The organism is Paraburkholderia sp. GAS82 (assembly GCF_050436285.1).
GTDB classification, from domain to species: domain Bacteria; phylum Pseudomonadota; class Gammaproteobacteria; order Burkholderiales; family Burkholderiaceae; genus Paraburkholderia; species Paraburkholderia phenazinium_B.
Genome location: NZ_JBNDLX010000015.1, coordinates 43718 through 70053, shown reverse-complemented (window position 1 = coordinate 70053; position 26336 = coordinate 43718). Strand labels below are relative to the sequence as shown.

Below are 26336 nucleotides of genomic sequence, written 5' to 3'. Positions count from 1 at the left end.
GCAGCTTCCTCAGGCCAGTTCGCGGCCCCCCGTTTCTTCTAGCATCGAAACGGCGACAAGCGAAACGATCACGCAAGCAATCATGTACCAGGCTGGGGCAAGCGTATTGCCCGTTGCCTTGATCAGCCACGCCACCACCAGCTGGGCCGTCCCGCCGAACACCGACACGGCGACCGCATAGGCGCTGGCCAGATATCCGGCGCGCACATGCTTCGGGAAGTTCTCGGGCATCAGCGCATATGCCGGCGCCGATCCCATCGTGTAGAAAATCATCAGGAGCACGATCAGGCCGAACACAACGGGCAGCGACGGAAAGTGGTTCATCAGCCAGAAGGCCGGGTACAGCAACGCGATCAACATGATCCGGCCAATGATGGTGAGCGGCTTGCGGCGCTGCATCTTGTCGGAGAGCAAGCCCCACAACGGGCACAAGGTTAGTGACGAGCACGCCGCGCCGATCGACACCAGCATGGAAAGCTTCGGCGGCAGTCCGAGATACTGGATCGAGTAGGTGGGGACGTAGTACATCAAAACGTAGGTCGCGACAGTCATGCCCATGATCGCGAATACGGTCAGAAACCATTTGCGCACGAGTCCCGGCTCGATGCTCGCGCCTTTTGCCTTGGCGGCCGAAGGTGGCTCTTCGACGATATGCCGGCGCAGATAAACGCCCACCGGCATGATCAGGACGCCGAGCAAAAACGGCACGCGCCATCCCCAGTCGAGCAGTTGGGTGCTGGTGAGCTGGTAGTTGAGCAACGCGGCCATGCCGGAGCCGAGCAGCGCGGCCGCGCCCTGGCTAGCCAGTTGCCAGCTTGCCCGGAAGCCGCGGCCCTTGGCTGAACCGGTCTCCAGCAAGGTCGCCGTCGCGGCGCCGAACTCACCGCCCTGCGCGAAGCCCTGCAGCAGCCGGGCGAACACGATCAACGCGGGGGCGGCGAGACCGATCGTTGCGTAGCCGGGTGCGAGGCCGATCATCGCGGACCCCACCGCCATCAGGAAGATGGTCAACGTGAGCGCAGCGCGGCGTCCGTGTTTGTCTGCGTAGTGCCCGAGCACGAAGCCGCCCACCGGCCGCGCGACAAAGCCGATCGCGAAGGCCGACAGCGCAAGCAACGTCGAGACGACCGGATCGTGTGCGGGGAAGAAGAGCTTGGCGATCGTTAGCGCAAAGAAGCTGTAGACGGTGAAGTCGAAAAATTCGAGCAGATTGCCGATGACCGCAGCCACGACGATCTTGCCTTGCGACACAGGTGTCGAAATGGGGGGCACGGCGGACGTCCCGACGGGTTTGGCTGACATGGTGATTTACCTGCGCTCAGGGTTTGTGCACGGCCGCGGTTCCGGCCAGGAATCGCTCGACGAGCCGCGTCCAGTAAGCCGCGCCCACCGTGAGGTTGTCGTCGTTGAAGTCGTATGAGGCGTTGTGCAGCATCGGCGCGCCTTCCCCGTTGCCCAGGCGCAGGAAACAGCCCGGCTTTTCCTGCAGGTAGTAGGCGAAGTCCTCGCTGCCCGCGATAGGGCCGAAACCGTCGACCACGCGTGCCTCGCCCACCAGTTCGCGCGCGACCTGCAGGGCAAGCTCGGTCTCCGGTGCGCTATTGACGACGACCGGGTAGCCCGGCACGTAGTCAACTTCGATGCGGGCGCCATAAGCGTCTGCATGCGCTTGCGCGAGCGCGCGGATGCGCGTCTCGAGCAGCTTGCGTACCTCGGCGTCGAACGAGCGCACGCTGATCTGCAGACGCGCTGTTTCGGGGATCACGTTCGCCGCGTGCCCTGCATTGAAGGCACCGACCGTGACCACGGCGGCCTGCATCGGATCGACGCTGCGTGACACGACAGTCTGCAGCGCGAACACGAGTGCAGCGCCAATCACGACTGGGTCGACCGCCAACTGAGGCCGCGCTGCATGGCCGCCGCGCCCGTGAATCACCATCTCGACCGTGTCGCACGCCGCCATGAACGGACCGCTGCGGAACATGAAGGTCCCGGTCGGATAACCAGGATGATTGTGCAAGCCGAAGATCGCGTCGCACGGAAAGCGCTCGAACAGGCCGTCTTCGATCATGCGTTTGGCGCCGCTGTCCGCGCCGATTTCTTCGGCGGGTTGAAACACCAGATGCACCGTGCCGTCGAAGTGGCGCGTGCGGGCCAGATGACGGGCTGCGCCGAGCAGCATCGTCGTATGGCCATCGTGGCCGCATGCGTGCATCCGGCCTGGCTCGCTGCTGGCGTAGGGCAGGCCGGTCTCCTCGTTGATCGGCAGAGCGTCCATGTCGGCGCGTACGGCGACCGCGCGCGAACCCGTACCGGCCTTGAGCGTCGCCACCATGCCCGTGCCGCCCAGGCCGCGCGTGACGGCATAGCCCCAGCTTTCCAGGCTCTGTGCAACGAAGTCCGAAGTCTTGAACTCCTGATAGGCTAGTTCCGGGTGGCGATGAAGATGGTGGCGGATACCGCTCAGTTCTTCGCGCAGATCGCGGGTGTCGTCGAGGGAACAGAAAGTCGCAATGTCTGCCATGGTTTTTAGCTTGCCCGTAAGTGAGGGATGAAGGCAGTATTTCGCCGCAAAAAGGCCCGATCAATGACGTTTTACGGTCGATAATGTTGACTTCAATGTCAACGGATGAGGCTATGTCGAGCGACACCGAAGCGCTGCCGGATACCGTGCTCAGCACGCGCAGTCTGCGCTATCTCCACGAAATCGAGGTGCACGGCGGCGTGCGGGCGGCCGCGGACGCTTTGTCCATCAACGGTTCGGTTATCAGCCGTCAGGTGGCGCAGCTTGAGCGTGTGCATGGGGTGGCGTTGCTCGAACGGCGCGGCCGGCGCGTGACGCTCACGGAGATTGGCCTCAGCCTGGTCGAGCATTTCCGCGAAAGCGCGCGGCGCGATGCCGAGATGCTGGCGCAACTGGAGGACTACCGGGGTTTGCGGCGGGGACGGCTCGAGATCGGCATTGGCGAGGGTTTCGTGGAGAAGCTGCTTGCCACAGTGCTCGAGGCATTCAGCCTGCAGTTCCCGGACATCGTGGTGGACCTGCGTGCCGGGTCCACCTCGGAGATCATCGCGATGGTTCGTAATGACGAGGTGGATCTTGGTCTATGCGCGGGCGGCGGCAGCGATCCGGCCATTGGGGCGCGAACTTTCCGCGCCGCGCCGTTGTGCGCGCTCGTCAGTCCGCAGCACGCGCTGGCGGGCGAGCGGCGAATCCGCATCGAACGACTGGCCGGTCAGCGGCTGATCTTCATGCAGGCGCGCTTTGGCGTTCAGCAGTATCTCGACTCCCTGATCCGCGCGGAGCGGCTGAATCTGACGCCGGCTTATCGCTGCGACCTGTTTTCGGCGGCGCAGGCAATCGCTGCGGCGGGGCTGGGTGTGGCGTTTATGTCGACGGATGCGGCGCGGCAGTATCTGGACGCCGGGAAACTCGTCGCGCTCGAGATCGATCATCCGATCGCGCGGGAGTTTGGCAGTCAGGTGATACGGCGGGTCGGGCGGCGGCTGTCTCCCGCTGCCGAGTTTCTCTGGACGCAGCTTGTCAAGGCGATGCAGCGGCACGGGGCGGCCGCGGGAGCGAAGGCTGGCTGACGCAGCCGGTTTTGAGACGAACTGCCTACGCGCCATTTCGGCCGCAAAAGCCAAAACAAAACGGGCTACGCAAACATCGCGTAGCCCGTCGTCTTATCTGGTGCCCCCTGTCTGATTCGAACAGACCACCTCATGATTACAAGTCAAGTGCTCTACCAAATGAGCTAAGGGGGCGAAAGCAGCGCGCTATTATAAGCCAAGAAGAAGCATACTGCTACCAGGCGCGCCGCATCCCGCCGGTCCATCAGTTACCATGTACGTCTATCCGATGTCCCTGTCATATCGGATTCCCACCTTTCTCAATGACCCAACACCCTACGCCGCACCCCACCGAACCCCCGACCATCACCTGGCCCGAGGCCGACGGCCCGCGCTCCGCGCGCTGGCGCTCCGAAGCAGCGGTGCCACCGCCCAGACGCGTCGTCGTCGCAGATGACCGCACCACCGCTGACACCGCCTATCGCCTCGCATGCGAAGGTACAGCGCTTCTGTGGCAAGGCGATTTCCAGAACGCCCGCCAGCTTTTGCAGGCGGTGACGCGCCGCGTCGAACGCAAGCCGCGCAAGCAGGCTGAGACGCTGATCGACGCCTTTAATTTTCACCGCCAGGCACAGTCGCAACGTGCGCGTACGCTCGGCATGCTACTGATTCCGCTCGACGCCAGCTACGCCATTCCCCTGCGCCGTGCGCCGGAAGTGGCGCTGGCCTGTGCGGAGACGTATGGTCCGTCGACTGATGAGCCGTCGGTGGTTTCGCTGCGCGAACTGCTGGGTCTGATCGGCGCTCACGAATGGCGCAAGAAGGGCGTGGAGATTGCGCTGCTTGGCGAGCGCATTCATCCGCACTACGGCGTGTTTTCGCCGGTGCGTGGTGAGTACATCGATCTGGTTGCGCGTACGCCGTTGCCTTCACTGAACAAGGCATTCGATATCGGCACGGGCACGGGTGTGCTCGCTGCGCTGCTGGCCAAACGCGGTGTGAAGAAGATCGTCGCCACGGATCAGGACCCGCGGGCGCTGGCGTGTGCACGCGAGAATCTCACACGTCTCGGTTATACCCAGCAGGTTGAAGTGGTTGAGGCCGATCTGTTCCCCGAAGGCCGTGCGCCGCTCGTGGTCTGTAACCCGCCGTGGGTGCCGGCGCGGCCGGCGTCGCCGATCGAATACGCAATCTACGACAACGACAGCCGTATGCTGCTCGGCTTCCTGAACGGGCTGGCGGACCATCTGTCGCCCGGTGGGGAGGGCTGGTTGATCCTGTCGGATTTCGCTGAGCATCTTGGTCTGCGCACGCGCGAGTTTTTGCTCGAAGCGATCGACAAGGCTGGGCTTACGGTGATCGGTCGGGAAGATATTCGGCCTCGGCATCCGAAGTCGTCGGATGAGACCGATCCGCTGCACGCCGCACGCGTGGCAGAAGTGACGTCGCTGTGGCGGTTGAAGGCGCGCTAGGGGCCGACAATCCGCGAGCGAACAGGGGGCGGCGAAGGGTGCCTTGGTTCAGCGTCTGGTGCCAGCCAGATAAGCCAGCGCCCCGCGTCCCGCGGCCAAACCGCTTGCGAAGCACGCGGTCAGCAGGTACCCGCCGGTCGGCGCTTCCCAGTCGAGCATTTCACCGGCACAGAACGCCCCCGGCACATGTCCGATCATCAGACGCGCATCCAGTGCCTCAAACGGCACACCTCCGGCGCTGCTGATGGCTTCCTCAATCGGCCGTGGGCGTACGAGTGTCAGCGGCAGTGCCTTGATCGTCTGAGCGAGCAGCGCCGTGTCGGCGAACGCCTCCTTCGACAGCGCTTCATGCAGCAGGCCGAGTTTGACTCCGCCCAGGCCGATGCGGCTCTGGAGATGGGTCGACATCGAGCGTGAGCCGCGCGGGCGGGTGACTTCGTCGAGCACGCGTTGCGCGGTGAGCGCGGGAGCGAGATCGAGCATGATCGTCACCTCGCCATCCGTCAGGATCCGCTCGCGGATCGCTGCCGACAGCGCGTACACCAAACTTCCCTCAATACCCGTTTCGGTGACGACGAACTCGCCTTGCCGATGCTGGGCGTTGCCGTCTTTGTCGATCAACGTGATTGACACGGGTTTCACTGGCTGTCCCGCGAAACGCTCGCGGAAGTAGTCGCTCCAGTTTGCATCGAAGCCGCAGTTGGCGGGGAGGAGTGGTGCAACGGGCACGTCGCGCGCCGTCATCAACGGCACCCATGCGGCATCTGAGCCGAGGCGCGGCCAGCTTCCGCCACCCAGCGCGAATATCACGGCGTCCGCGCGCACCTGCTGCTCGCCCGTGGGCGTCATGAAGAGAAGCGTTTGCTGCGGGGAGTTTCCGCGTTCAGTGTTCCGTGTGCCCTCGTCACCTGCGCCGTCCGACGCATCCCATCCCACCCACTTATGCCGCATGTGAAACCGCACGCCCGATTCCCTCAGGCGATGCAGCCAGGCGCGAAGCATCGGCGCCGCTTTCATATCGGTAGGAAACACGCGGCCTGAACTGCCGACGAACGTTTCGACGCCCAACTTATGAAGCCACGCGCGTAATGCGTCCGGCCCGAACATGTCCAGTAGCGCTGCGATCTGTTCACGCCGTGCGCCGTAGCGTCCGAGGAACGCGTCAAGCGGCTCGGAATGCGTGATGTTCATCCCACCTTTGCCTGCCATCAGGAACTTGCGTCCCACCGACGGCATCGCGTCGTACACGTCGATCTGCACGCCTCCCGAAGCTAACGCCTCGGCGGCCATCAGCCCGGCGGGGCCGCCGCCAATCACGGCGACACGAGCGGAATCGGGCAGGTTGGACATGGGGTGCATTCGGGTGAGAGCGTGAGGGAGAAAGCGGTGCGCGCGGCCAGCTTGCCACGTCTGGCCGCGCAAAGCCCTCTATTTTCACACCGCGAGCCGCTTGCGGGCAAACCCGCGGCGACTTCGTATCCAGAGCCCTGTCGTGCTCGACCTAGACCGGCGAGCGCGCGGTCTCGGCATCGTGATGCCCATCGTGCCTGGTGGGCAGCGGCTCGACCCGGTCCACGATCACCAGATAGCTAAACGCGCCCAAAAAGCAGAATCCACCTGCGACGATCAGCGGAATCGTGAATGAGCCTTTGGTCAACGCGACCATCACGCCGGTAAACGTGGTGATGACGATCCCGGCCAGGTTCGAGGCGAAATTCTGAATGCCGCTGAGCGACGCAACATGGTTCGGCGTGGGGGCCACATCCGCGGGCAGCGACCAGATACTCGCGGCGGCAAACGCGAGACTGCCGTACGCGACGCCGAAGCACGCCAGCATCAGATAGATATTCGATGTGAAGGCCGACAGCGTGATCACCGACGACATCAGCATGCCGCCCACCATGCACGTCTTGCGCGATGCGGTGAGGCTCCAGCCGCGCCGGTAGAGCGCGTCGGAAACATAACCGCCCAGCCAGCCGCTGGGAATCGACATCAATGCCGGAATCGTCCCGAGCGTGCCCAGCGATTTGAGCGAGAAGCCGCGCGTCTGCACGAGATAGCTCGGAAACCACGTGATGAAGAAATAGATCACGAAGTTCAGGCAGAAGAAGCCGAGCATCATGCCCCACACCGTGCGATGGCGGAACAGCGACGCCCAGCTCGCGTGCGGTTCGCCGGCGCGTGGCTGACGCTGTAGCGGGACGTCAGTGGGGCCGGTCATGTCGCCGTGGGCGGGGCTGCGGTAGATCACCAGCCAGCCGACGATCCACACCGCGCCAAGCAGGCCCGTGATGACGAACGAGGCCTTCCAGCCCGCGGTGCTGATGATCAACGCAACGAGCGGAATCGACAGTGCGGAACCGACTCGCGAGCCGCTATCGAAGATGCTGGTGGCGATTGCCCGCTGCGCTGGCTTGAACCACTGCGCGACCAGCTTGGCGCAGGACGGATACGCACCCGCCTCGCCGATGCCGAGCATCAGCCGGCAGCCGAACATCGCACTGACGCTGCCCGCTACCGACGTGGCGGCCGTGAACACCGACCACCAGCCTACTGCCAGCGGCAGCGCGATACGGGCGCCGACCCGGTCGACAAACCAGCCGAACGGCATCTGCATGAACGCATACGTCCAGAAGAAACCACTGAGGATGAGACCCATCTGGGCCGGCCCGATGCCGAGCGCCTTTTCGATCTGCGGCGCGGCGACCGCGAGATTCGCCCGATCGACGTAGTTCACCGCAATGGCCAGAAAGCACAGAAAGATCACAACCCAACGCATTTTTCTCATAACAACGTCTCCTCCGTGAGGGGCGGCATCCGTCGTGTAGATCCTGCAGCTCCGCTGCGATGCCGTGCCTGCGGCGCTTCTGTCGTGTGCGTCCCACTCTGCAGGCGGAACTGCGTGTGCAGTTGCCGATAATGGAGGCGCTTGCAAGACTGGTCAAGCAACCTCTCGGGCGTGCGTCAGGCTGGGACGCATGCGCGGGCACTGCGAAAGCAATGCCGGTGGAGGGCTACGCTTGATGTTTGAGCGAATGATGAGGAAGAGAACCGGCGACCCATAGAAGGTGGCGTTCAAGGAGCATGACGCGATTCTCGAAGCGCGCGAAGCTCGCATTTCGTTGCGGACATTGCTGCTGCGTCGCAGCATTTCTGAAGCAGGTGTGGGTGCGCTTTCGGACCGGCTAAAGCGTCAAGCAAAGGGCCGCCGCGCCTTATCGCTGCGCAATGCGGCCCTTGAAAGCGTGTCGACGCCTTTGCTCTTCGGTTTATCTGTACCGCGCCGGGCGTCTCACCCCGGATACTCCTCGTCGACCTTCAGCCCGGCGAGCTTGAAAATCACCCGCAGCGTCTGCGGCTTGATATCGCGCCGGGACGCGAGCGTGGTCATCACGAAGTCGAGTACCTTCGCGTACTTGAGCATCGTCAGACAGGTTTCCATGTCGACGGTGCCATCACGCATCAACTCGGCGAGGCGCAGCATCTCAACCGAAATGTCACGCGCCATTTCGAGTTCGATCTGCTGTTTCTCGGACCAGGTTGGCGTTGCCAATAGTTTGGTCAACATTTCCTGGAATTTCTGTTCGGCGTTGCCGTTGGGTATCGTATCCATTGCCGCCTCAATATCGTCTGAGCGCGCTTCCGGTTAACATCGCGGCGCACTGCAGGTTACGTAACGTCCGGACCAGTGTTCCGGTCCGACCTCCCCACACGTGTACGGTTCGCCTGATCGATCTGGCAGCCGGTAGTGTGTCGTTGTTCTAAATGCGGCCTGCCACGGGGCTTGGGCTGCATGCTTCGCTTTCTACGCGTTTCGCGTCCTGTCTAGTGCGCTTCCTGCCCCCTTTTCAGAGCAGGAAGTGTTCCAGGAATACGCGTTTCGCGCACGCTTGGCGGCCTTGAATCGGTAGATCTGCCGCGGTTTGGGTAAACTGGCAGCAACTTCTCTCTTTTTCCGTCGCCTGTCGCACGTTCGCCGTGTAATCGACGATGGTCCGTACGATGTCCAGCAAAACTCACGAAATTCGTCCCAACCAATCTGTCGAACTGCTAAAGGAACTGCACATCCTCACGCGCGACGGCAAAATGAATCAGGACAGCCGTCGCAAGCTGAAACAGGTCTATCACCTGTTCCAGTTCATCGAGCCGTTGCTGAAAGATCTGAAAGAAACCCAGGGTGACCTGACCCTCGTCGATCATGGTGCGGGGAAGTCCTACCTTGGTTTTATCCTGTATGACCTGTTTTTCAAGGAGCATCGGGATAATTCGCACATTTACGGCATTGAAACGCGTGAAGAACTCGTGACGAGTTCCGAGGCGCTGGCTACGCGGCTCGGCTTCAAAGGCATGTCGTTCCTGAATCTGTCGGTGGCCGAATCAATTTCGTCGGCCCGGTTGCCGCCGCAGATCGATATCGTTACGGCGCTGCACGCGTGCAACACGGCGACCGACGATGCGATTCGCTTCGCGCTGGAAAAGCATGCGAAGTACATCGTGGTGGTGCCCTGCTGTCAGGCCGAAGTGGCGGGAGTGCTGCGTCAGAACAAGAGCAGGTCGCTCGGCAACGCCTTGACGGAAATCTGGCGCCATCCGCTGCATACGCGGGAGTTCGGCAGCCAGATCACCAACGTGCTGCGCTGTCTGCAGCTCGAGGCGCACGGCTATCAGGTGAGCGTGACCGAACTCGTGGGCTGGGAGCATTCGATGAAGAACGAACTGATCATCGCCCAGTACAAGGACTTGCCGCGCCGCCGTCCAACGGAGCGGCTCAATGAGGTGATGGAAACGCTCGGGCTGGCGGAGTTGCGCGAGCGGTTTTTTGTGGAGGCGTGAGCGGGACTTGAGGGGCGGAAGGGGTGCGAAACCGCGTCGCGTGTTCGCTGCCTGTTTGCCGCTCATTGGCCATTCACTGCGGAATTAGGGCTTATTTGCTGCTGGTTTGCCGTTCACTCACCTGCCGGCTCGCTCATCCATTTTTCCCAGCCGGCCAGCCCAAGCCGGCGCAGGGTTTCCTGATTGCGCTCGTAGATCGCTTCGGCGTCGGGAAACGCCTCCACCGCCCGTTCGATGCTCGCCTCGCGCAGCAGGTGCAGGACCGGATAGGGTGCGCGGTTCGTATAGTTCTCGATGTCGTCCGCTTCGCTTCCTTCGAACTGGTACTGCGGGTGAAAACTCGCAATCTGCAGTTCGCCTGCGAGGCGCAACTGCTTGAGCATCCGGTCCGCGAAAAACAGACAGTCGTTGTATTCGAGGAAATCGGCAAGTGCTTGCGGAAGGATCAGCAGCGTCGTGTCGATTTCGGCGGGATCGGCCTCAACAAGCGTCTTCAATTCCATCTCAAGATCGATCAGGACCCCTTCGAGATCCGTCGCTTCGCTGATCGCGTAGCGAATCTGGTTCTTGACGTGCACGGCCTTGGCGAACGGACAGAGGTTCAGGCCAATAACGGCTCGGGTCAGCCAGTGACGGGTGGCGGCGAGGATGGCGTCGTGGGAATCGAAGGAGGAAGACGGCGACATGGCAGAGCGGCGGGCTGAAAGCCTCATTTTACCGGCCGCGGTGATTGTGGCCCGCGCCTTCTGACGCCTGCTTACAGCTTCGCGGCGGGTGTCGCACAAGCTGCGGCAATCAACTGCGACGCCACTCGCGGCGCGGCCTGAATCGGCCCGCAGCCCGGGCCGTAGGTCTGGCTTGCCGCATACACTCCTTCGATCAGCAGTCCTAGCCCATTGGCAAGTGCTTCTGGGTCGTCGGCGCCGGCCTCGACGGCAAGCTCAGTAATGCGCGCCATCAGACGCGCCTTGTTGCCAGCGACAAATTGCCGGGCAGCATGCGATGCATCCGGAAACTCCACCGCGACATTCACAAACGGACACCCGCGATAATCTTCGACCGATGCGCGCACGACCAGATCTTCGAAGTACTGCAAAAGCTGCCTGGCCGGTTCGCCGGGATGCTGCGCGAAGCTCTTCTCGACGTAGCTGAAAAACCGCGTATCCTGGCGCTCCAGGTAGCCCAGCACCAGGTCGTCCTTCGACGAAAACTGGCGGTATAGACTCATCTTGTTGACGCCGGCCCGCTCGACGATGGCGTCGACCCCCACCGCCCGCACACCCTCCCGATAGAACAGTTCGCCGGCGGCTTTCAGCAGATGCTCCTGCGCCTGCGGCCCTGCAGTCTGCGTGCGGGTGCGACGGGCGGACTTGGCCGGTGCTGATGCAGTGCTCTGGGACATGGTGACCCTACGTTCGGTAATGGATAGCTTGACATGTTACCGACCGGTCACTAGTATCGCAACACCATTGTGACTGATCTGTCACAAGTCCTTTACAAAACGCGTAACAAAACACGAGCCGGCTGCGTTCGACGAACGGCGAGCCGACTGGAGATCCGATGAACTGGGCAGCGAGAATGATTGGCGGCCGCTTCCATTACGGTTGGTTGACCGTGGCGGTGGTGTTTCTGGTGTTGCTGGCTGCGGCGGGAACGCGCGCCACGCCAAGCGTGATGATGGTGCCGCTCGAGCATCAGTTCGGCTGGAGCCGGGCAACCATTTCGCTGGCGATTTCGGTGAATATCGCGCTGTACGGCCTGATGGGGCCGTTCGCGGCGGCGGCGATGCAACGTTTCGGCGTGCGCCCAACCGTGCTGATCGCACTCGCCACGTTGGCGAGCGGTGTGGCGCTGTCGTCGCTGATGACGCATCCGTGGCAGATGATCCTGATCTGGGGCGTGATGGTGGGCGGCTCGACTGGCGTGGCGGCGCTGTCTTTGTCCGCCACGGTGGTGAACCGCTGGTTCACGACGCATCGCGGGCTCGTGATGGGCATCCTCACCGCCAGTTCGGCCACCGGCCAACTGGTGTTCCTGCCGCTACTCGCGGCGATTGCCGAGCATCATGGCTGGCGCCCGGTGGTCTGGGTGGTGGCGGGCGCGGCGGCGATCGTGCTGCCGCTGGTGGCTTTCCTGTTGCCCGAGCGTCCGGCCGATCTGACGCTGCGCCCGTTCGGCGAACCGGCCGACTCGCCCATCAACACCCAACTGTCGAAGCAGAATCCACTGGCAATCGCTTTCGGCACGCTCGCGATGGCAAGCAAGACGCGCGATTTCTGGCTGCTGTTTTTCAGCTTCTTTATTTGCGGGGCGAGTACCAACGGCTACGTCGGCACCCACCTGATCGCCATGTGCGGTGACTATGGCCTCTCCGAAGTGCAGGGCGCGTCGCTGCTCGCCGCCATGGGCATCTTCGATCTGTTCGGTACGACGCTGTCGGGCTGGCTGTCGGATCGCTTCAATAGCCGGGTGCTGCTGTTCTGGTATTACGGGCTGCGCGGATTGTCGTTGATGTATTTGCCGCATGCTTTCGGCATCGACTTTTTTGGTTTGCCGCTGTTCGCGGTTTTCTATGGACTCGACTGGATCGCGACCGTGCCGCCCACCGTACGTCTTGCGACCGATGTCTACGGCAAGGAAGCAGCGCCGGTCGTGTTCGGCTGGGTGGTGGCCGGCCACCAGCTCGGCGCGGCGTTCGCGGCGCTGGGCGCGGGCATGCTGCGCTCGAGCCTCGGCACTTACACGGTGGCGTCGATGATATCGGGTGGCTTGTGCCTCGTCGCCTCGGTGATCGTGCTGCGCATCAACCGCGGCGAGCGGAGAGCGTCGCCACAGCCGGTGTAGGCGTCGGGGCCACCGCGTTCTCGAATACGTTTTACCAGTCCGTTTTGAAGCGCTCACGGCGAAGCCCGGTTATTCTATGTGCCCCGGGCAGCCGCCCGTCGATCATGAATTTCGACTGAGAGAAGCGCATGACCAACAAACCCGCCCCAACCGCAGTTCCCATTCACGAACTGATCGCAGGTCGCTGGAGTCCGCGCGCCTATTCGAGCGAGCCGATCAGCCGTGAGCACCTGCATGCGGTTCTTGAAGCGGCCCGCTGGGCGCCTTCGTCGTACAACGGCCAACCGTGGCGTTTCATTGTGTTCGATCGCAGCAGCGATGAAGTCTCATTCAAGCGCGCCTTCGCCACGCTGGTGCCGTTCAATCAGGGCTGGAATGCGCCGGCGCCGGTGCTGATCGCCGTGACCGCGCATACGCTCACCAACAAGGGTGAAGTGAACCGTTGCGCTCCGTACGATGCGGGCGCGGCCGCGATGGCGCTGGTATTGCAGGCTCACGCGCTAGGTCTCGCTGCGCACCAGATGAGCGGTTTCGACGTCAACGCATTCCGCAAGGCGTTTGCGATTCCCGACGACGTCGAGGTGATCGCGATGATTTCGCTTGGCCATTTCGGCGAAGTCGAGAAGCTCGACCCGGTGCTGCGCGAGCGCGAGAAGTCGGTGCGCACGCGTTTTCCGCTGGGCGAGATCGCATATAGCGGTGCATGGAAGAAGGCGTTCTAAGACGCTGGAGAATTGCTCGGAAAGACAGGAAACGCGCGGTCCGCAAGACCGCGCGTTTTTTCATTCGGACACAGTTTCGCCCGACCCGCCGCTCACGCGGTATAGATCGCGCTCCTTGCCTTGCAGCCAACGCGGCGGCCGGCCGCGTCCCGACCAGAGTGCGCCGCTTACCGGGTCCTGATAGAGCGCGGGGCCTTGCTGCAGGCGCGCGCGCCGGCTTGCGCGCGCAGGCAATACATCGCGTGTGGTGAGCCGGTACTCGCACATCAACCGGCGAATTTGTGCGATGACGGCTCGCCTCTCCGCTGCACGCGCCGCGGCAATATCGGCTTCGAGCTGGAGGCGCTGCCTGAGCAGCTCCTGGTAAGACACCATCGGACGGTCCTTTAAGTGCGAAAGAATGATTGCGGTCGACCCGCGGCATTCAATGCTGCCGTTGAGGCCGCCGCGTGCCGTTGAAAGAAAAAGCACCAGCGCGCGTGGCGCGCTGGTGAAGCAGGACCGGCCTCTGCTGGTCGGGGAACCGCGAGGGAGACAAGCCGGTCCTGGAGCGACCGTTGAGCCAGCGCGGACTCAGCGAGCGCATGGTTGAACAGTATCTGTAATGGTGGATCGCGAATACTGGCGAGACCGACAATGCACTGTCCTTATGTGCGGGACAGTGGGGTAGATGTTTATGTTGCGCGAAACTGCGCTCGCCAGCTTCAACGTGATGTGCGGACAGACAAGGCAAAGTTGAATGTGCTAGAGACGCACCGCGCTCACTCGTTGTCTGTCACCGCCGACAACGGAGTGGCCACGTTTTCGAGCGACTTGCGCTCCGCATCGACGCCCCAGATTGCGGCCACCACCGCTGCGCCGATCATCAGTGCCGAGCCGACCAGATAGCCGGTAAACACCGCGCTGCGCTGATGCGTATCGATCAGTCGTCCGAAGAATGCCGGCCCAGCAACGCCGCCTAGCGCCGTGCCGAATGAGTAGAACACGGCAATGGCCAATGCGCGAATTTCCAGCGGAAACGATTCGCTCACCGTCAGATAAGCCGAGCTCGCTGCCGCGGAAGCGAAGAAGAAAATCACCATCCACGCAATCGTCTGCGTGGTGACAGTGAGCAGATTGTGTTCGAACAGATAGCCGCTGAGCGTCAGCAAAATGCCCGAGAGCGCATACGTCGTGAAAATCATCTTGCGGCGGCCGATCACATCGAACAGGCGCCCCAGTAGCAGCGGTCCGAGAAAATTTCCGAGCGCAAACGGCAGCAGATACCAGCCGATATGATCGCCCGGCACGTGGTAGAAATCCGTGAGCACGAGCGCATAGGTGAAGAAAATCGCGTTGTAGAAAAACGCCTGCGCGGTCATCAACGAAAGGCCCACCAGCGCGCGGCGCCGATGCACCGTAAAGAGCGCGTGGAAGACTTCGCCAAGCGGCGTGTGGTCACGCGTGCGCAGACGCAAGCGGGTGAGCGGCTCGTCCATCGGCGGATGTCCGGCGCGGCGGAAGCGCGCTTCAATGTTCTCGACGATCGTGGTGGCTTCCGGCGCTTCACCGTGTGTGAGCAGCCAGCGCGGGCTTTCCGGCACCCAGACGCGCATCGGCAGAATCGCGAGCGCGAGCACCGCGCCGATTAAAAAGCACGCGCGCCAGCCCCAGTCGGCGGGTAGCAGATGTGGATCGAGCAACACGAGCGAGCCGGCCGCGCCGATTCCCGCGCCCACCCAGAATGTCCCGTTGATGCCGAGGTCGGTCCAGCCGCGTACACGCGCCGGCGTGAATTCCTGGATCGTCGAATTGATCGCCGTGTATTCGCCGCCGATTCCCGCGCCAGTCAGAAAGCGAAACAACAGGAAGCTCACCAGATTCCACGACAGCGCAGTGGCCGCGGTAGCTGTCAGATACAGCGCGAGCGTGATGAAGAACAGCTTGCGCCGGCCAAGCCGGTCAGTGAGCCAGCCGAAGCCGAGCGCACCGAGCACGGCGCCCGCGATATAGGCACTTCCGGCCAGACCTACGTCGCTGTTGGTAAAGTGCAGCGTTGGACTTGTCTTCAGCGCGCTGGCGACGGCGCCGGCCAGCGTCACTTCGAGCCCGTCGAGCAGCCAGGTGATGCCCAACGCGACCACGATCAGGGAATGAAACTGACCCCAAGGCAGACGATCGAGGCGCGACGGCAGATCGGTTTCGATCACGTTGCGCGGTTTTTCCTGCACTGCGGCGCTGACAGGCTCGGTCATTGCGGCAAGTCTCCACGTATGGGGTAATTTGAATGGCGTATCCTTCGCCAATGAGCAATTTCCGTTCCGTTGAACCCGTCCGTAGGGACCCGGTTGATACCCGCCGCGCTTTCGTGATACAAAGCCGGTCCACTTTCTGTCCGCGCCAGCCGTGAGCGGCGATTTACTGCCATGACCTATTGCGCGATTGACTTTGGCACATCGAATTCGGCCGTCGCCGTGCCCGACGGCGCGGCGCTGCGGCTTGCGCCGGTCGAAGGTGCCTACACGACGCTGCCCACTGCAGTGTTCTTCAATACGGACGAAAACACCCGCGACTTCGGCCGCGCGGCGCTCGAAGCGTATATAGACGGCTTCGACGGCCGCCTGATGCGCTCGATGAAAAGCATTCTCGGCTCGGCACTGGCGGAAAACTCGACCGACCTCGGCGACGGCTCGGCGATCAAATACACCGAGGTCATCGCGATCTTCGTCGATCACCTGAAGCGCTCCGCGGAAGCCAGCGCCGGTAGCTCAATCAGCCGCGCGGTGCTGGGCCGCCCGGTGTTCTTCGTCGACGATGATCCGCGCGCCGACCAGCTTGCGCAACAGCAACTGGAGGCGGCGGCGCGTTCGGTGGGCCTGCGGGAGATTCATTTCCAGTACGAGCCGATCGCCGCGGCGTTCGATTATGAGTCGCATCTGACCGAAGAGGGGCTCGTGCTGGTGGCCGACATCGGCGGGGGCACGTCTGACTTCTCGCTGGTGCGGGTCGGGCCGGATCGCATGAAGCGGGTCGAACGCAAGGACGACGTGCTGGCGCATCACGGCGTGCACGTGGCGGGCACGGACTTCGACCGCCGTGTCGAACTTGCCACCATTCTGCGCGAACTGGGTTATCAGACGCTCGATCCGGAAGGACGCGAGATTCCGAACCGCATTTACTTCGACCTTGCCACGTGGCACCTGATCAACACCGTCTACGGGCCCAAGCGGGTCAGCGAACTGACGCTGATGCGGCACCTGTTCACTGACGTGAAGCACCATGACCGCCTCACACGGGTCGTCGACCGGCGTCTGGGGCATGCCCTGGCGGCGCACGCGGAAGAGGCGAAGATCGGCGTTGCGGCCGGCGGCGAGACGATGATCGATCTGGAGCTGGTGGAAGACGACCTGCGCCTCGCCTTCGACGAAACGCAGCTCATCAAGGCGGGGCACGACGAGACGCTGCGTATCGTGCAGGCCGCGCGCGATACCGTGCAGGCGGCCGGCGTGGCGCCGCGCAACGTGGGCGCGATTTACTTCACCGGCGGTTCAACGGGTTTGGCATTTCTCTCCAGCGCGCTGTCCGCGGCCTTTCCGGACGCCCGGCCGGTATTCGGCGATCGCCTCGCCAGCGTGGCCACGGGCCTTGGCATTCACGCGCGGCGGCTATTCGGATAAACGCCGGTCGTCACGCGTATTACCGACAGACGTAAAAAAACCCCGCCTTGGCGGGGTTTTTTCTTTGCGTCCAGAAGGAAGCGTGCGCTTACACCGGCTTGATGTTAGCTGCTTGCTTGCCCTTCGGGCCCGTCTTCACTTCAAACGTAACCTTTTGGTTTTCTTGCAGCGTCTTGAAGCCTTCCGTGCGGATTTCCGAGAAATGCGCGAACAGATCTTCACCGCCGCCGTCGGGAGTGATGAAGCCGAAGCCCTTTGCGTCATTGAACCACTTGACGGTACCGGTTTCCATATTACTTGTTCCTAAAGATGGTAGATAAGGCCGAAGCCCGTTGGGTGCATGAAAATCAAGGAAGGGGGTAATGGGACCAACCGGAGTACCGTTGATGGGCGAACTACGAAAGACCAATTCACTCGCCGCTTGAAATCCTGCCCGAACGTTATACGGCGATTTCGAGAGAAGGTCAACACTCTCAGCACATCTTTACAAGGTTTTAGGGCCAGGCGCGACGGGCGCTTACGAAACTTGCGCTCCCCTTAATTTCTCGCTAGGGATAACCCTAGCTTCGCCTGCATTCTTTCGGTGCAACCGTTAAACTACGCGCCGCGCCAGGGTTGCACCTGATCCCAGGTATAAGCCTGCGCCCATCATGCCCGTCACCCCGTCTCCAGCGTCAAAGCATTGCCGCGGTGCCGACATGTTTTGACCTGACCGCATTCGCATGGGACCGGAGTGAGCGCTGAAGCGCGCTTACTCCGGTCGACCGCAACAAGTTGCATGGGGCCAGAGTAGGCGCTAAAGCGCCTACTCTGGTCGACAATAGGAGAAGACGTGAAAAGTTCTATTCAACGGAACATTGGCCCGTTCGCGCTGATGCTGACCGGCCTCGGCTCGATCATCGGATCGGGCTGGCTGTTCGGTGCGTGGAAGGCGGCAAAAATTGCAGGCCCCGCAGCGATCTGCGCCTGGATAATCGGCGCGGTGGTGATTCTGGCGATCGCACTCACCTATGCTGAACTTGGCGCGATGTTCCCGGAGTCGGGCGGCATGGTGCGTTACGCGCGCTATTCGCACGGCGCGCTGGTCGGTTTTGTTAGCGCATGGGCTAACTGGATCGCGATCGTGTCGGTGATTCCAATCGAAGCCGAAGCGTCGATTCAATACATGAGCACATGGCCATATCCATGGGCTCATGCATTGTTCGTGAATGGGTCATTAACCACGAATGGGTTATTGCTCTCTGCGATCCTCGTGATTATCTATTTCATGCTCAATTATTGGGGCGTGAAGCTGTTTGCACGCGCTAATACGACTATCACGATCTTCAAGTTCGTGATTCCCGCGGCAACGATCGCTGGTCTGATGGCGGCAGGTTTCCATCACGAGAACTTCGGCGAGGCGAGCACGTTTGCGCCGTATGGCTGGTCGGCAGTGTTCACGGCGGTGGCGACGAGCGGTATCGTGTTCGCGTTCAACGGCTTCCAGAGCCCGATCAACCTCGCGGGCGAAGCGCGCAACCCGGCGAAGAGCGTGCCGTTCGCGGTGATCGGCTCGATCCTGCTGGCACTGGTGATCTATGTGCTGCTGCAGATTGCCTATATCGGCGCGGTAAACCCGGCTGACGTGATGAAGGGCTGGAGCCACTTCAGCTTCGCGTCGCCGTTCGCTGAACTGGCGCTTGCACTGAACCTCAACTGGCTGGCGTTCCTGCTGTACGTCGATGCGTTCGTCAGCCCGAGCGGCACAGGTACGACCTATATGGCGACGACGAGCCGCATGATCTACGCCATGGAGCGCAACAACACGATGCCGAAGATGTTCGGCAACGTGCACCCTATCTACGGCGTGCCGCGTCAGGCGATGTGGTTCAACCTGCTGGTTTCGTTCATCTTCCTGTTCTTCTTCCGCGGCTGGAGTTCGCTCGCGGCAGTGATTTCGGTTGCGACCGTGATTTCGTACCTGACGGGCCCGATCAGCCTGATGGCACTGCGCCGCGCGGCGACGGATCTGGATCGTCCGCTGCATATCCCGGGCATGAAGATCATTGCGCCGTTTGCGTTCGTTTGCGCATCGCTGGTGCTGTACTGGGCGAAGTGGCCGCTGACCGGCGAAATCATCCTGCTGATGATCGTCGCGCTGCCGGTGTACTTCTACTTCCAGGCGAAGTCAGGCTTCAGCGGCTACGAGCGCGATCTGAAGGCGGCATGGTGGCTGGTGGCGTACCTGCCGGTGATGGCGGTGCTTTCGTTGATCGGCAGCAAGCAGTTCGGCGGTCACGACGTTCTGCCGTATGGCTGGGACATGCTGACCGTGATCGTCTTCGCGCTGATTTTCTATTACTGGGGCGTGCACACCGGTTATCGCACCGACTACCTCGATGAGCGCGATGTCCACGACGAAGTGCTCGAAGGGATGGGCGCGCATTGATCGTCCGCGCTGCTTGATGCCGGTCTGAATGCTGCGGTTGTGTTGCCCGCCGCGGGATTCCGGGACAAAAAAGCCGCCTGAGTTTCCTGCTCGTACCACAGAGGTGTTGGCGAACGGGCAGGCCTGGTTGGCGATTACGGCGAGCCTCTTCGGAGGCTCGCTTTTTTAGGCGCATTGAAAGCCTATACGGGCCTTGGCCATGCGAAAGCACGGGGTGCCGATACGCTTCACTATATGGCATCAAATTTCTCATAATTGCTTCATTTTAAGGAAGCAATTGTCTTGGATCTGATGCACAGCAAGCCATTGATTGCGAGGCAATTTGCTTCGAACGGCGCTCGCCCAGCCCGATATTGCCGGCAAGAAAAAGACCCGCAATCCCTCCAGGACGCGGGTCTCAGCGCTAATTAGCCCAAAAACCCGACACCGTTGTAGTCCGGATAGCTGAGTCTCCTCAGACGGGCTTTTACTATTCGGCGTGGCCGGCGCGGCGCATCGACGCTTACGCCGTGCCGCATTGACGCTTACGCCGTGCCGAATACGTAGTTCGTCATCGCCAGCGACTTCTGGAACGTCCCGAGCGACTGGATCGCGAGCGTGTAGTCGTCATCTGCCGCGCCGAGCGCAGCGAATACCGGCAACAGGTGCTCGTCGGTTGGGTGCATATACGTGGCGTGCGGCGCCTGGCGGCGATAGTCGAGCAGCGCGTCGATATCGTGCCCGGCCAGCTTCGTTTCGAACCAGTCGGTGAATTCGGTCACGCGCGGATCAGCGTCTTCCGGGCGCGCGGAGAAATCGGCGGCGCGCAGATTGTGCGTGATCTGGCCAGAGCCTGTCACCATCACGCCCTCGTCCCTCAGCGCCCGCAGCGCGCGGCCGAGTCGGAAGTGGTGGGTGGCGTCCATGTGCGGCTGGATCGACAACTGCGCCACCGGGACGTCGGCGTTCGGAAACATCAGCAGCATCGGTACCCAGGCGCCGTGATCGAGGCCGTGCGACTGCGTATCGGCGAGCAGGCCGTGCTCATTGAGCAGCGCGGCGGCGCGTCGTGCGATATCCGGCGCGCCCGGCGCGGGGTACTGGATATCGTATAACTGACGCGGAAAGCCGTAGAAATCGTGGATTGTCTCTGGATGCTCAGCGGTGCTCGCCAGCGGTTGAGCGGTGCCCCAGTGGGCCGACAGCATCAGGATGGCCTCCGGACGAGGCAACTGGGCCGACAGCGTGCCGAACTCGGCAGACGGCATCGAAGGGTCGATCGGCAACGTTGGCGCGCCGTGGGACAGGAAAAGCGACGGCATACGGTTCATGGCAGCGAAGTCCGCAGCAAGTGCGGCTCGTAAGTTGGGTTGCTACCAATATAAGGCCGCACTCCCGTTTGATAAACGGGTGAATCCGGATTTGATTGCGTCGCGCGGGTTGTCAATCGGCACGCTTCCCGCATGCCGCGCCGCAGATGAGCTATTCCGCTTGCGAGTTACGCAGCCCCACCCAGGCGGGCGAAAGCGAAGGCCCCAGCGCAAAAAGATCCAGCACGCGCGCTACCGTGTGATCGACCATCTCGTCGATCGAGGCAGGCTGGTTATAGAAGGCCGGCAGCGGCGGAAAGATCACGCCGCCCATCTCGGTGACGGCGGTCATATTGCGCAGATGCGCGAGGTTTAGCGGCGTTTCGCGCACCATCAGCACGAGGCGGCGTCGTTCCTTGAGCGTAACGTCGGCGGCGCGGGTGATCAGGTTGTCCGAGAGACCGTGGGCGATGCTCGCTAGCGTCTTCATGGAGCAGGGCGCGACGATCATGCCGTCGGTCGAGAACGAGCCGGATGCAATGCTCGCACCCACGTCGCGCACCGAATGGACGACATCCGCCAGCGGATGCACGTCTTCTTTGCTTAACTGGAGTTCGTGCTGGATATTAAGCCAGCCGGCGCTGGAAATCAGCAGATGGGATTCCACGCCGCCCAACCTGCGCAGCGTTTCAAGCAACCGGATGCCGTAGACGGCGCCGGTCGCGCCGGTGATCGCGATGATCAGCCGGCGAGGCGCCGCAGCGCGTGTTTCCATGGCTGGCGGCACCTGAGGTTCAGCTTCTGAAACGGCAGGCGGCGATCAGGCTGCAGCAAACAGCTGCTGCAGTTCGCCGTTCTGATACATCTCCATCATGATGTCCGAGCCGCCGATGAACTCGCCCTTCACGTAGAGCTGGGGAATGGTCGGCCAGTTGGAGAATTCCTTGATGCCCTGGCGCACTTCGTCGTCCTCGAGGACGTTAACGGTCTTGGGCGCGTCGACGCCGCAGGCCTTCAGGATCTGGATGGCGCGGCCCGAAAAGCCGCACATCGGAAACTGCGCGGTGCCCTTCATGAAGAGCACGACGGCGTTGTCGTCGACGATTTGCTTGATGCGTTGTTGCGTATCCATGGCTGACCTTGCGGTTCCGGAATGTGGTGGAGATAGAGTGAAATGATAGCGGATTTCGTTGCGACGGGCTGACGGCGGTGTTGGCGCGGATCTCGCGCAATCTTCGTTTATACGCCCGCTCGCCACTCGCCGCCGCTGATGCGTTCGATCCCGGCAAGATCGCATTCCGAGCGCACGGCTGCGAAACCGGCTTGAACCAGCAGCATGCGCACGGCTGCGGCCTGATCGTAGCCGTGTTCGAGCCAAAGCACGCCGCCGCGTTGTTCGTCGAAGCGAGTGTGCGCGCCGGCGATGATGGCGCGGATCGCGCTGAGGCCGTCCGCCTCATCGGTCAAGGCACCGCGCGGTTCGAAGCGCAAGTCGCCTTCCGTCAGATGCGGGTCGCCGCTGGCAATATACGGTGGATTACTAACGATCACGTCAAAGCGCAGCGCGCGCTCGAGCGCATCGTACCAGTCGCTGCGCACTAGCTGCACAGGGCCGCCGGGGCGCGCCGCGTCCAGCAGCCGGGCGGCATTGCGAGCGGCGACGGCCAACGCTTCACCTGAACGGTCGACGGCCCAGACCTGCGCATCGGGCCTGACCGAGGCGATGGCGACTGCGATCGCGCCGGTGCCCGTGCCGAGATCGAGCATACGCGGCCGCGCGATCCCGTCCAGCGCTGCCAGCGCGGTTTCGACCAGCAGTTCGGTTTCCGGCCGCGGGATCAGCACATCCGGCGTCACTTCGAAATCGAGCCCGAAGAATTCGCGCGCGCCGATCAGCTGCGCCACCGGTTCACCGGCGACACGCCGTGCCTCTAATGCCTGAAAACGCGCCACGGGTTCGGCGTCGAGCGGCTCGTCGCTGCGCGTGATCAACTCGGTGCGGCGCCAGCCGAGCGCGTGCCCGAGCAGGATCCGCGCTTCGAGCGGCGGCAGAGCCGAGGTGCGCAGCAGGGCGGCGACGTTATTCATGGGCATGGCGGTGGTTTCGCATCCAGCCAATGCGCTTAGTCCGCATCGCCGAGCGACGCCAGCAACTCAGCCTGATGCTCGCTGACCAGCGCGGCGATCAGTTCGTCGAGATCGCCGTCCATGATCGACTCGAGGCGGTACAGTGTCAGGTTGATACGGTGATCGGTGAGACGCCCCTGGGGGAAGTTGTAGGTACGGATGCGCTCCGAGCGGTCGCCCGAGCCGATCAGACTCTTACGGGTCGCGGCTTCCTTGGCGTGCTGCTCGTGATACTGCTTGTCCTTGATACGAGCGGCCAGCACCTTCAGCGCGCGATCCTTGTTCTTGTGCTGCGAGCGATCGTCCTGGCACTCCACGACGATGCCGGTCGGCAGGTGGGTCACCCGCACGGCCGAATCGGTCTTGTTGATGTGCTGACCGCCGGCACCCGACGCGCGGAACGTATCGATACGCAGATCGGCTGGATTGATCTCCACTTCGCCGATCTCATCGGCTTCCGGCATCACCGCGACCGTACATGCCGAAGTGTGGATGCGCCCTTGGGTTTCAGTCGCTGGAACGCGTTGCACGCGGTGGCCGCCAGACTCGAACTTGAGCTTCGAATAAGCCGCTTCCCCGGCGATACGCACGATCACTTCCTTATAGCCGCCCAGATCCGATTCGCTGGCCGACATCATTTCGACCTGCCAACGGTTGCGTTCGGCGAAGCGCAGATACATCCGCAGCAGATCACCCGCGAACAGCGCAGACTCGTCGCCGCCCGTGCCGGCGCGGATTTCGAGGAAGATGTTGCGATCGTCGTTGGGGTCTTTCGGCAGCAGCATTTTCTGCAGCTCGGCGCCGAGTTGCTCCATCCGCTCGCGGGCCGCGCGGATCTCTTCTTCGGCGAAATCGCGCATTCCCGCGTCCGCCAGCAGTTCCTGCGCGGTGATTGCGTCGTTGCTGGCCTGGCGCCACAGCGCGTAGTGCTCGACCACCGGCCCGAGCTCGGCGTGTTCACGCGTCAGCTTGCGGTATTGGTCGAGATTCGAGGTGACGTCCTCGCGGCTCAACAGATCGTTCAGTTCGGCCAGCCGGGTGGTGAGCTGGTCGAGCTTGCTTTGCATGCTCGTTTTCATCGGACGGTACGGAGCGGGCTCCGGAAAGGATGGCGTAACTGGGGAGGCGGGCGCAAGCCCTGGAGGTTGGCGCCGGCCTGCCTAAGCGAACTCACATGGCGAGGCGGCGCGCGGCGGCAGCGCCGCTAACGTTCCGAAGACCCGGAATGTTTGTAGAAACCGCCCATCAGTTCGATGAGCTTATCGCGATTCTCGCTGCTGGCGCGATTGAGTGCGTGCGTCGGACCATGGATCAGCTTGTTGGTCAGCGCCTGCGACAGCGCCTCGATCACGGCAGCCGGATCCTCGCCGCGCGCGAGCGCCTTTTGCGCGCGTTCGACTTCGGCCCGGCGCAGCAGATCCGCTTGCGTATGCATATGACGGATCACCGGCACGATGCTGCGCGCGTCGAGCCACTGCATGAAATTCTGCACCCGGGTTTCGATGATCGCTTCGGCCTGCGCGACCGCCGCCTGACGCGAGGCGTTGCCTTCACGCACGATGGCGCCGAGATCGTCGACGGTGTAGAGGAACACGTCCTGAAGCTTGCCGACTTCCGGCTCGATGTCACGCGGCACCGCCAGGTCGACCATGAAAATAGGCCGGTGGCGGCGCGCTTTCACCGCGCGCTCGACCGCGCCCAGACCGATGATCGGCAACGTGGAAGCAGTACACGAGACGATGATGTCGAACTCGTGCATCCGCGTGGGCAGTTCAGATAGCGGGATGGCCCGGCCGTTGAAGCGCTCGGCGAGTCGCGTGCCGCGCTCCGCGGTGCGGTTCGCCACCACCAACTCGCGCGGCTGCTGTGCCGCGAAGTGCGTCGCGCACAGCTCGATCATTTCTCCCGCGCCGATGAACAGCACGCGCTGGTTCGACACCTTGTCGAAGATGCGCTGCGCGAGCCGCACGGCTGCTGCTGCCATCGAAACCGATTGCGCCCCGATTTCGGTAGTGCTGCGGACTTCCTTCGCCACCGCGAAGGTGCGCTGGAACAACTGGTTCAGATAGGTGCCCAGGGCGCCGGCTTCCGAAGCCGTGCGCACGGCGTCCTTCATTTGCCCGACGATCTGCGTCTCGCCCAGCACCATCGAATCGAGCCCCGACGCGACCCGGAACGCGTGACGCACGGCTTCCGACTGCGGCAGTGCGTACACGTGCGGCGCCAGTTCACTGACCGACAGCTTGTGATACTGCGAAAACCACTGGATAGCTGCCTCGCGGACCGCATGATCGTCGGTCGCGCAATAGAGCTCGGTGCGGTTGCAGGTGGAGAGAATGGCTGCTTCAGGCGCGCTCCGGGCGGCGGGGCCGAGCCAGATGTCCTTGAAGGTTGCCAATGCAGGTTTGATCTGTTCGAGCGGAAACGCCACGCGTTCGCGCAAGGCGACGGGCGCGGTGTGGTGATTGATTCCGATCGTTAGAAGCTGCATGTGCGGGACTATGGTTTAGCCCAATATTATAGCGTTTTCGCATTTCTTTCAGTTCTACGGCCGCTTCAGGCTCCCACGGCGCGTTCCGGCGGGACTGCGTCGAGCTGGTAACCATAGCCGTAGAGCGGGGTCAGCAAATAGCCATGCTCAGGCCGCAACTGCAGTTTGGTGCGCACCCGCGACGCGTGCGTGTCGAGCGTACGCGATCTTACGTCACGCCTGCGGCCCCAGACCGTTTCGAGAATGTGCACACGCGATACCGGCCGCGACACATTAATAAACAGTAGAAGCGCGAAACGGAATTCCTTGGGGGTTAGTGCCACTGTCTGTTCAAGGAATGTAACGGTAAAGTGCGCGGCGTCGAATGCATAACCGCCGAACACATCGAGCCGGCGGTTGGGCGGACGGCGCAGTCCGGCGCGTCGCAGCAGCGCCTCGACACGGGCTAGCATTTCCGGCCCACGTACCGGTTTAACCAGACAATCGTCGGCGCCGGCATGAAGTGCTGCGACAATCTCACTTTCGCGCGGCGCCGACATCAGCATGATGACCGGCAAGCCTGGCAGAACGCTGCGCGCCCGAGGGATGACATCTTCGGCAGAGCGGTCGCCTGCCCAACTATCGGTCAACAGGAGATCGAAGAACTGGCTGGCCGCGTGCGCCAGGAACGGCTCGCTGGCGATGAAGTGTTGGCAGCCGTGGCCGCCGGCGAAGATCAGCCGGTCGACCAGTTCCGCGTGGCGCGGGTCAGGCTCGATGAGAGCGATTCGCATAGAACGCGATTTCAGCGTGGCGGGCGTGGGCGGCATTCCTTTCGGCTTGCCTAAATGTGACCCCGGCCCCTAAACTCGACCGCTATGCGGGAAGCGCCGTGCTGACCTTTATAATTAACGAGAGAAAA

General features: G+C 62.5%; 24 protein-coding genes and 1 tRNA gene. 7 read left to right on the top strand and 18 right to left on the bottom strand.

All coding sequences use genetic code 11. The features are described from left to right. Positions 1-9 precede the first annotated feature (9 nt). Positions 10-1302 carry an MFS transporter gene (locus P3T17_RS34470; RefSeq protein WP_429411419.1) on the bottom strand — a complete coding sequence of 431 codons (1293 nt, stop codon included), beginning with the start codon at positions 1300-1302 and terminating at the stop codon, positions 10-12. Between the two features lie 16 nt (positions 1303-1318). Beyond that, positions 1319-2524, bottom strand: a complete 1206-nt coding sequence (locus tag P3T17_RS34465) for a M20 aminoacylase family protein (RefSeq protein ID WP_429411417.1) — start codon at positions 2522-2524, stop codon at positions 1319-1321. 113 nt (positions 2525-2637) lie between these two features. Here P3T17_RS34465 and P3T17_RS34460 point away from each other — a divergent pair, with 113 nt between their 5' ends. Further along, complete coding sequence (locus tag P3T17_RS34460; protein ID WP_429411415.1) at positions 2638-3594, top strand: LysR family transcriptional regulator; 957 nt, start codon at positions 2638-2640, stop codon at positions 3592-3594. A 98-nt stretch (positions 3595-3692) separates the two neighbouring features. Here P3T17_RS34460 and P3T17_RS34455 read toward each other — a convergent pair. Beyond that, positions 3693-3768 (bottom strand) — tRNA-Thr (locus tag P3T17_RS34455). A gap of 128 nt (positions 3769-3896) precedes the next feature. On the opposite strand from P3T17_RS34455, the gene P3T17_RS34450 reads away from it, so the two are divergent. Then, positions 3897-5045 carry a methyltransferase gene (locus tag P3T17_RS34450; RefSeq protein WP_074262625.1) on the top strand — a complete coding sequence of 383 codons (1149 nt, stop codon included), beginning with the start codon at positions 3897-3899 and terminating at the stop codon, positions 5043-5045. A gap of 48 nt (positions 5046-5093) precedes the next feature. Here P3T17_RS34450 and P3T17_RS34445 read toward each other — a convergent pair whose 3' ends face one another. The 3 genes from P3T17_RS34445 to P3T17_RS34435 all read right to left on the bottom strand — a co-directional run bounded on the left by P3T17_RS34445 (position 5094) and on the right by P3T17_RS34435 (position 8658). Continuing rightward, positions 5094-6395 carry a TIGR03862 family flavoprotein gene (locus P3T17_RS34445; RefSeq protein WP_429411413.1) on the bottom strand — a complete coding sequence of 434 codons (1302 nt, stop codon included), beginning with the start codon at positions 6393-6395 and terminating at the stop codon, positions 5094-5096. A 151-nt stretch (positions 6396-6546) separates the two neighbouring features. Further along, complete coding sequence (locus P3T17_RS34440) at positions 6547-7833, bottom strand: MFS transporter (protein WP_429411411.1); 1287 nt, start codon at positions 7831-7833, stop codon at positions 6547-6549. A gap of 504 nt (positions 7834-8337) precedes the next feature. After that, positions 8338-8658, bottom strand: coding sequence for a DNA-binding protein (locus tag P3T17_RS34435; protein WP_074262622.1), 321 nt, complete (start codon positions 8656-8658; stop codon positions 8338-8340). A gap of 389 nt (positions 8659-9047) precedes the next feature. Between P3T17_RS34435 and P3T17_RS34430 the strand changes: the two genes are divergently transcribed. Continuing rightward, positions 9048-9878, top strand: coding sequence for a class I SAM-dependent methyltransferase (locus P3T17_RS34430; protein WP_429411409.1), 831 nt, complete (start codon positions 9048-9050; stop codon positions 9876-9878). Positions 9879-9991: 113 nt separating this feature from the next. Here P3T17_RS34430 and P3T17_RS34425 read toward each other — a convergent pair whose 3' ends face one another. After that, the gene (locus P3T17_RS34425) at positions 9992-10564 is read right to left on the bottom strand and encodes a DUF1415 domain-containing protein (protein WP_429411407.1); all 573 of its coding nucleotides are present in this window, start codon (positions 10562-10564) and stop codon (positions 9992-9994) included. Between the two features lie 71 nt (positions 10565-10635). Further along, complete coding sequence (locus tag P3T17_RS34420) at positions 10636-11280, bottom strand: TetR/AcrR family transcriptional regulator (RefSeq protein ID WP_429411405.1); 645 nt, start codon at positions 11278-11280, stop codon at positions 10636-10638. A 158-nt stretch (positions 11281-11438) separates the two neighbouring features. On the opposite strand from P3T17_RS34420, the gene P3T17_RS34415 reads away from it, so the two are divergent. Both P3T17_RS34415 and P3T17_RS34410 read left to right on the top strand, forming a co-directional pair. Then, positions 11439-12722 (top strand): MFS transporter, encoded by a 1284-nt coding sequence (locus P3T17_RS34415; protein WP_429411403.1) that lies wholly within the window; start codon positions 11439-11441, stop codon positions 12720-12722. Positions 12723-12850: 128 nt separating this feature from the next. Further along, positions 12851-13444: a nitroreductase family protein gene (locus P3T17_RS34410; protein ID WP_074262617.1), complete on the top strand. Its 594-nt coding sequence runs from the start codon at positions 12851-12853 to the stop codon at positions 13442-13444. Positions 13445-13504: 60 nt separating this feature from the next. Here the strand turns inward: P3T17_RS34410 and P3T17_RS34405 are convergent, their stop codons facing one another. Together P3T17_RS34405 and P3T17_RS34400 are read right to left on the bottom strand one after the other, a co-directional pair. After that, positions 13505-13819, bottom strand: a complete 315-nt coding sequence (locus P3T17_RS34405) for an H-NS histone family protein (protein WP_429411401.1) — start codon at positions 13817-13819, stop codon at positions 13505-13507. A 386-nt stretch (positions 13820-14205) separates the two neighbouring features. Further along, entirely contained in the window at positions 14206-15678 is a 1473-nt protein-coding gene (locus P3T17_RS34400) for an MFS transporter (protein ID WP_429411399.1), read from the bottom strand. 171 nt (positions 15679-15849) lie between these two features. Between P3T17_RS34400 and P3T17_RS34395 the strand changes: the two genes are divergently transcribed. Further along, positions 15850-17100 (top strand): Hsp70 family protein, encoded by a 1251-nt coding sequence (locus tag P3T17_RS34395; RefSeq protein WP_429289341.1) that lies wholly within the window; start codon positions 15850-15852, stop codon positions 17098-17100. 88 nt (positions 17101-17188) lie between these two features. Here P3T17_RS34395 and P3T17_RS34390 read toward each other — a convergent pair whose 3' ends face one another. After that, positions 17189-17392 (bottom strand): cold-shock protein, encoded by a 204-nt coding sequence (locus tag P3T17_RS34390; protein WP_007180251.1) that lies wholly within the window; start codon positions 17390-17392, stop codon positions 17189-17191. Between the two features lie 540 nt (positions 17393-17932). Here P3T17_RS34390 and P3T17_RS34385 point away from each other — a divergent pair. Further along, a complete protein-coding gene (locus tag P3T17_RS34385; protein ID WP_074262614.1) occupies positions 17933-19528 on the top strand; it encodes an APC family permease in 1596 nt (531 codons plus the stop codon). 524 nt (positions 19529-20052) lie between these two features. Here P3T17_RS34385 and P3T17_RS34380 read toward each other — a convergent pair. From P3T17_RS34380 to P3T17_RS34350, 7 genes are all read right to left on the bottom strand, one after another. Continuing rightward, positions 20053-20838, bottom strand: coding sequence for a DODA-type extradiol aromatic ring-opening family dioxygenase (locus P3T17_RS34380; protein ID WP_429411397.1), 786 nt, complete (start codon positions 20836-20838; stop codon positions 20053-20055). Between the two features lie 151 nt (positions 20839-20989). After that, positions 20990-21592: a UbiX family flavin prenyltransferase gene (locus P3T17_RS34375; RefSeq protein WP_429411395.1), complete on the bottom strand. Its 603-nt coding sequence runs from the start codon at positions 21590-21592 to the stop codon at positions 20990-20992. Between the two features lie 45 nt (positions 21593-21637). Further along, on the bottom strand, positions 21638-21949 hold the full coding sequence (gene grxD / locus P3T17_RS34370) for a Grx4 family monothiol glutaredoxin (protein ID WP_074262611.1): 312 nt from the start codon (positions 21947-21949) through the stop codon (positions 21638-21640). 107 nt (positions 21950-22056) lie between these two features. Next, complete coding sequence (prmC, locus tag P3T17_RS34365; protein ID WP_429411393.1) at positions 22057-22905, bottom strand: peptide chain release factor N(5)-glutamine methyltransferase; 849 nt, start codon at positions 22903-22905, stop codon at positions 22057-22059. A 35-nt stretch (positions 22906-22940) separates the two neighbouring features. Beyond that, a complete protein-coding gene (gene prfA / locus P3T17_RS34360) occupies positions 22941-24023 on the bottom strand; it encodes a peptide chain release factor 1 (protein ID WP_074262609.1) in 1083 nt (360 codons plus the stop codon). Between the two features lie 125 nt (positions 24024-24148). After that, the gene (gene hemA / locus P3T17_RS34355; protein WP_429411391.1) at positions 24149-25435 is read right to left on the bottom strand and encodes a glutamyl-tRNA reductase; all 1287 of its coding nucleotides are present in this window, start codon (positions 25433-25435) and stop codon (positions 24149-24151) included. A gap of 65 nt (positions 25436-25500) precedes the next feature. Then, positions 25501-26208 (bottom strand): response regulator transcription factor, encoded by a 708-nt coding sequence (locus P3T17_RS34350; protein ID WP_429411389.1) that lies wholly within the window; start codon positions 26206-26208, stop codon positions 25501-25503. Between the last annotated feature and the right edge of the window lie 128 nt (positions 26209-26336).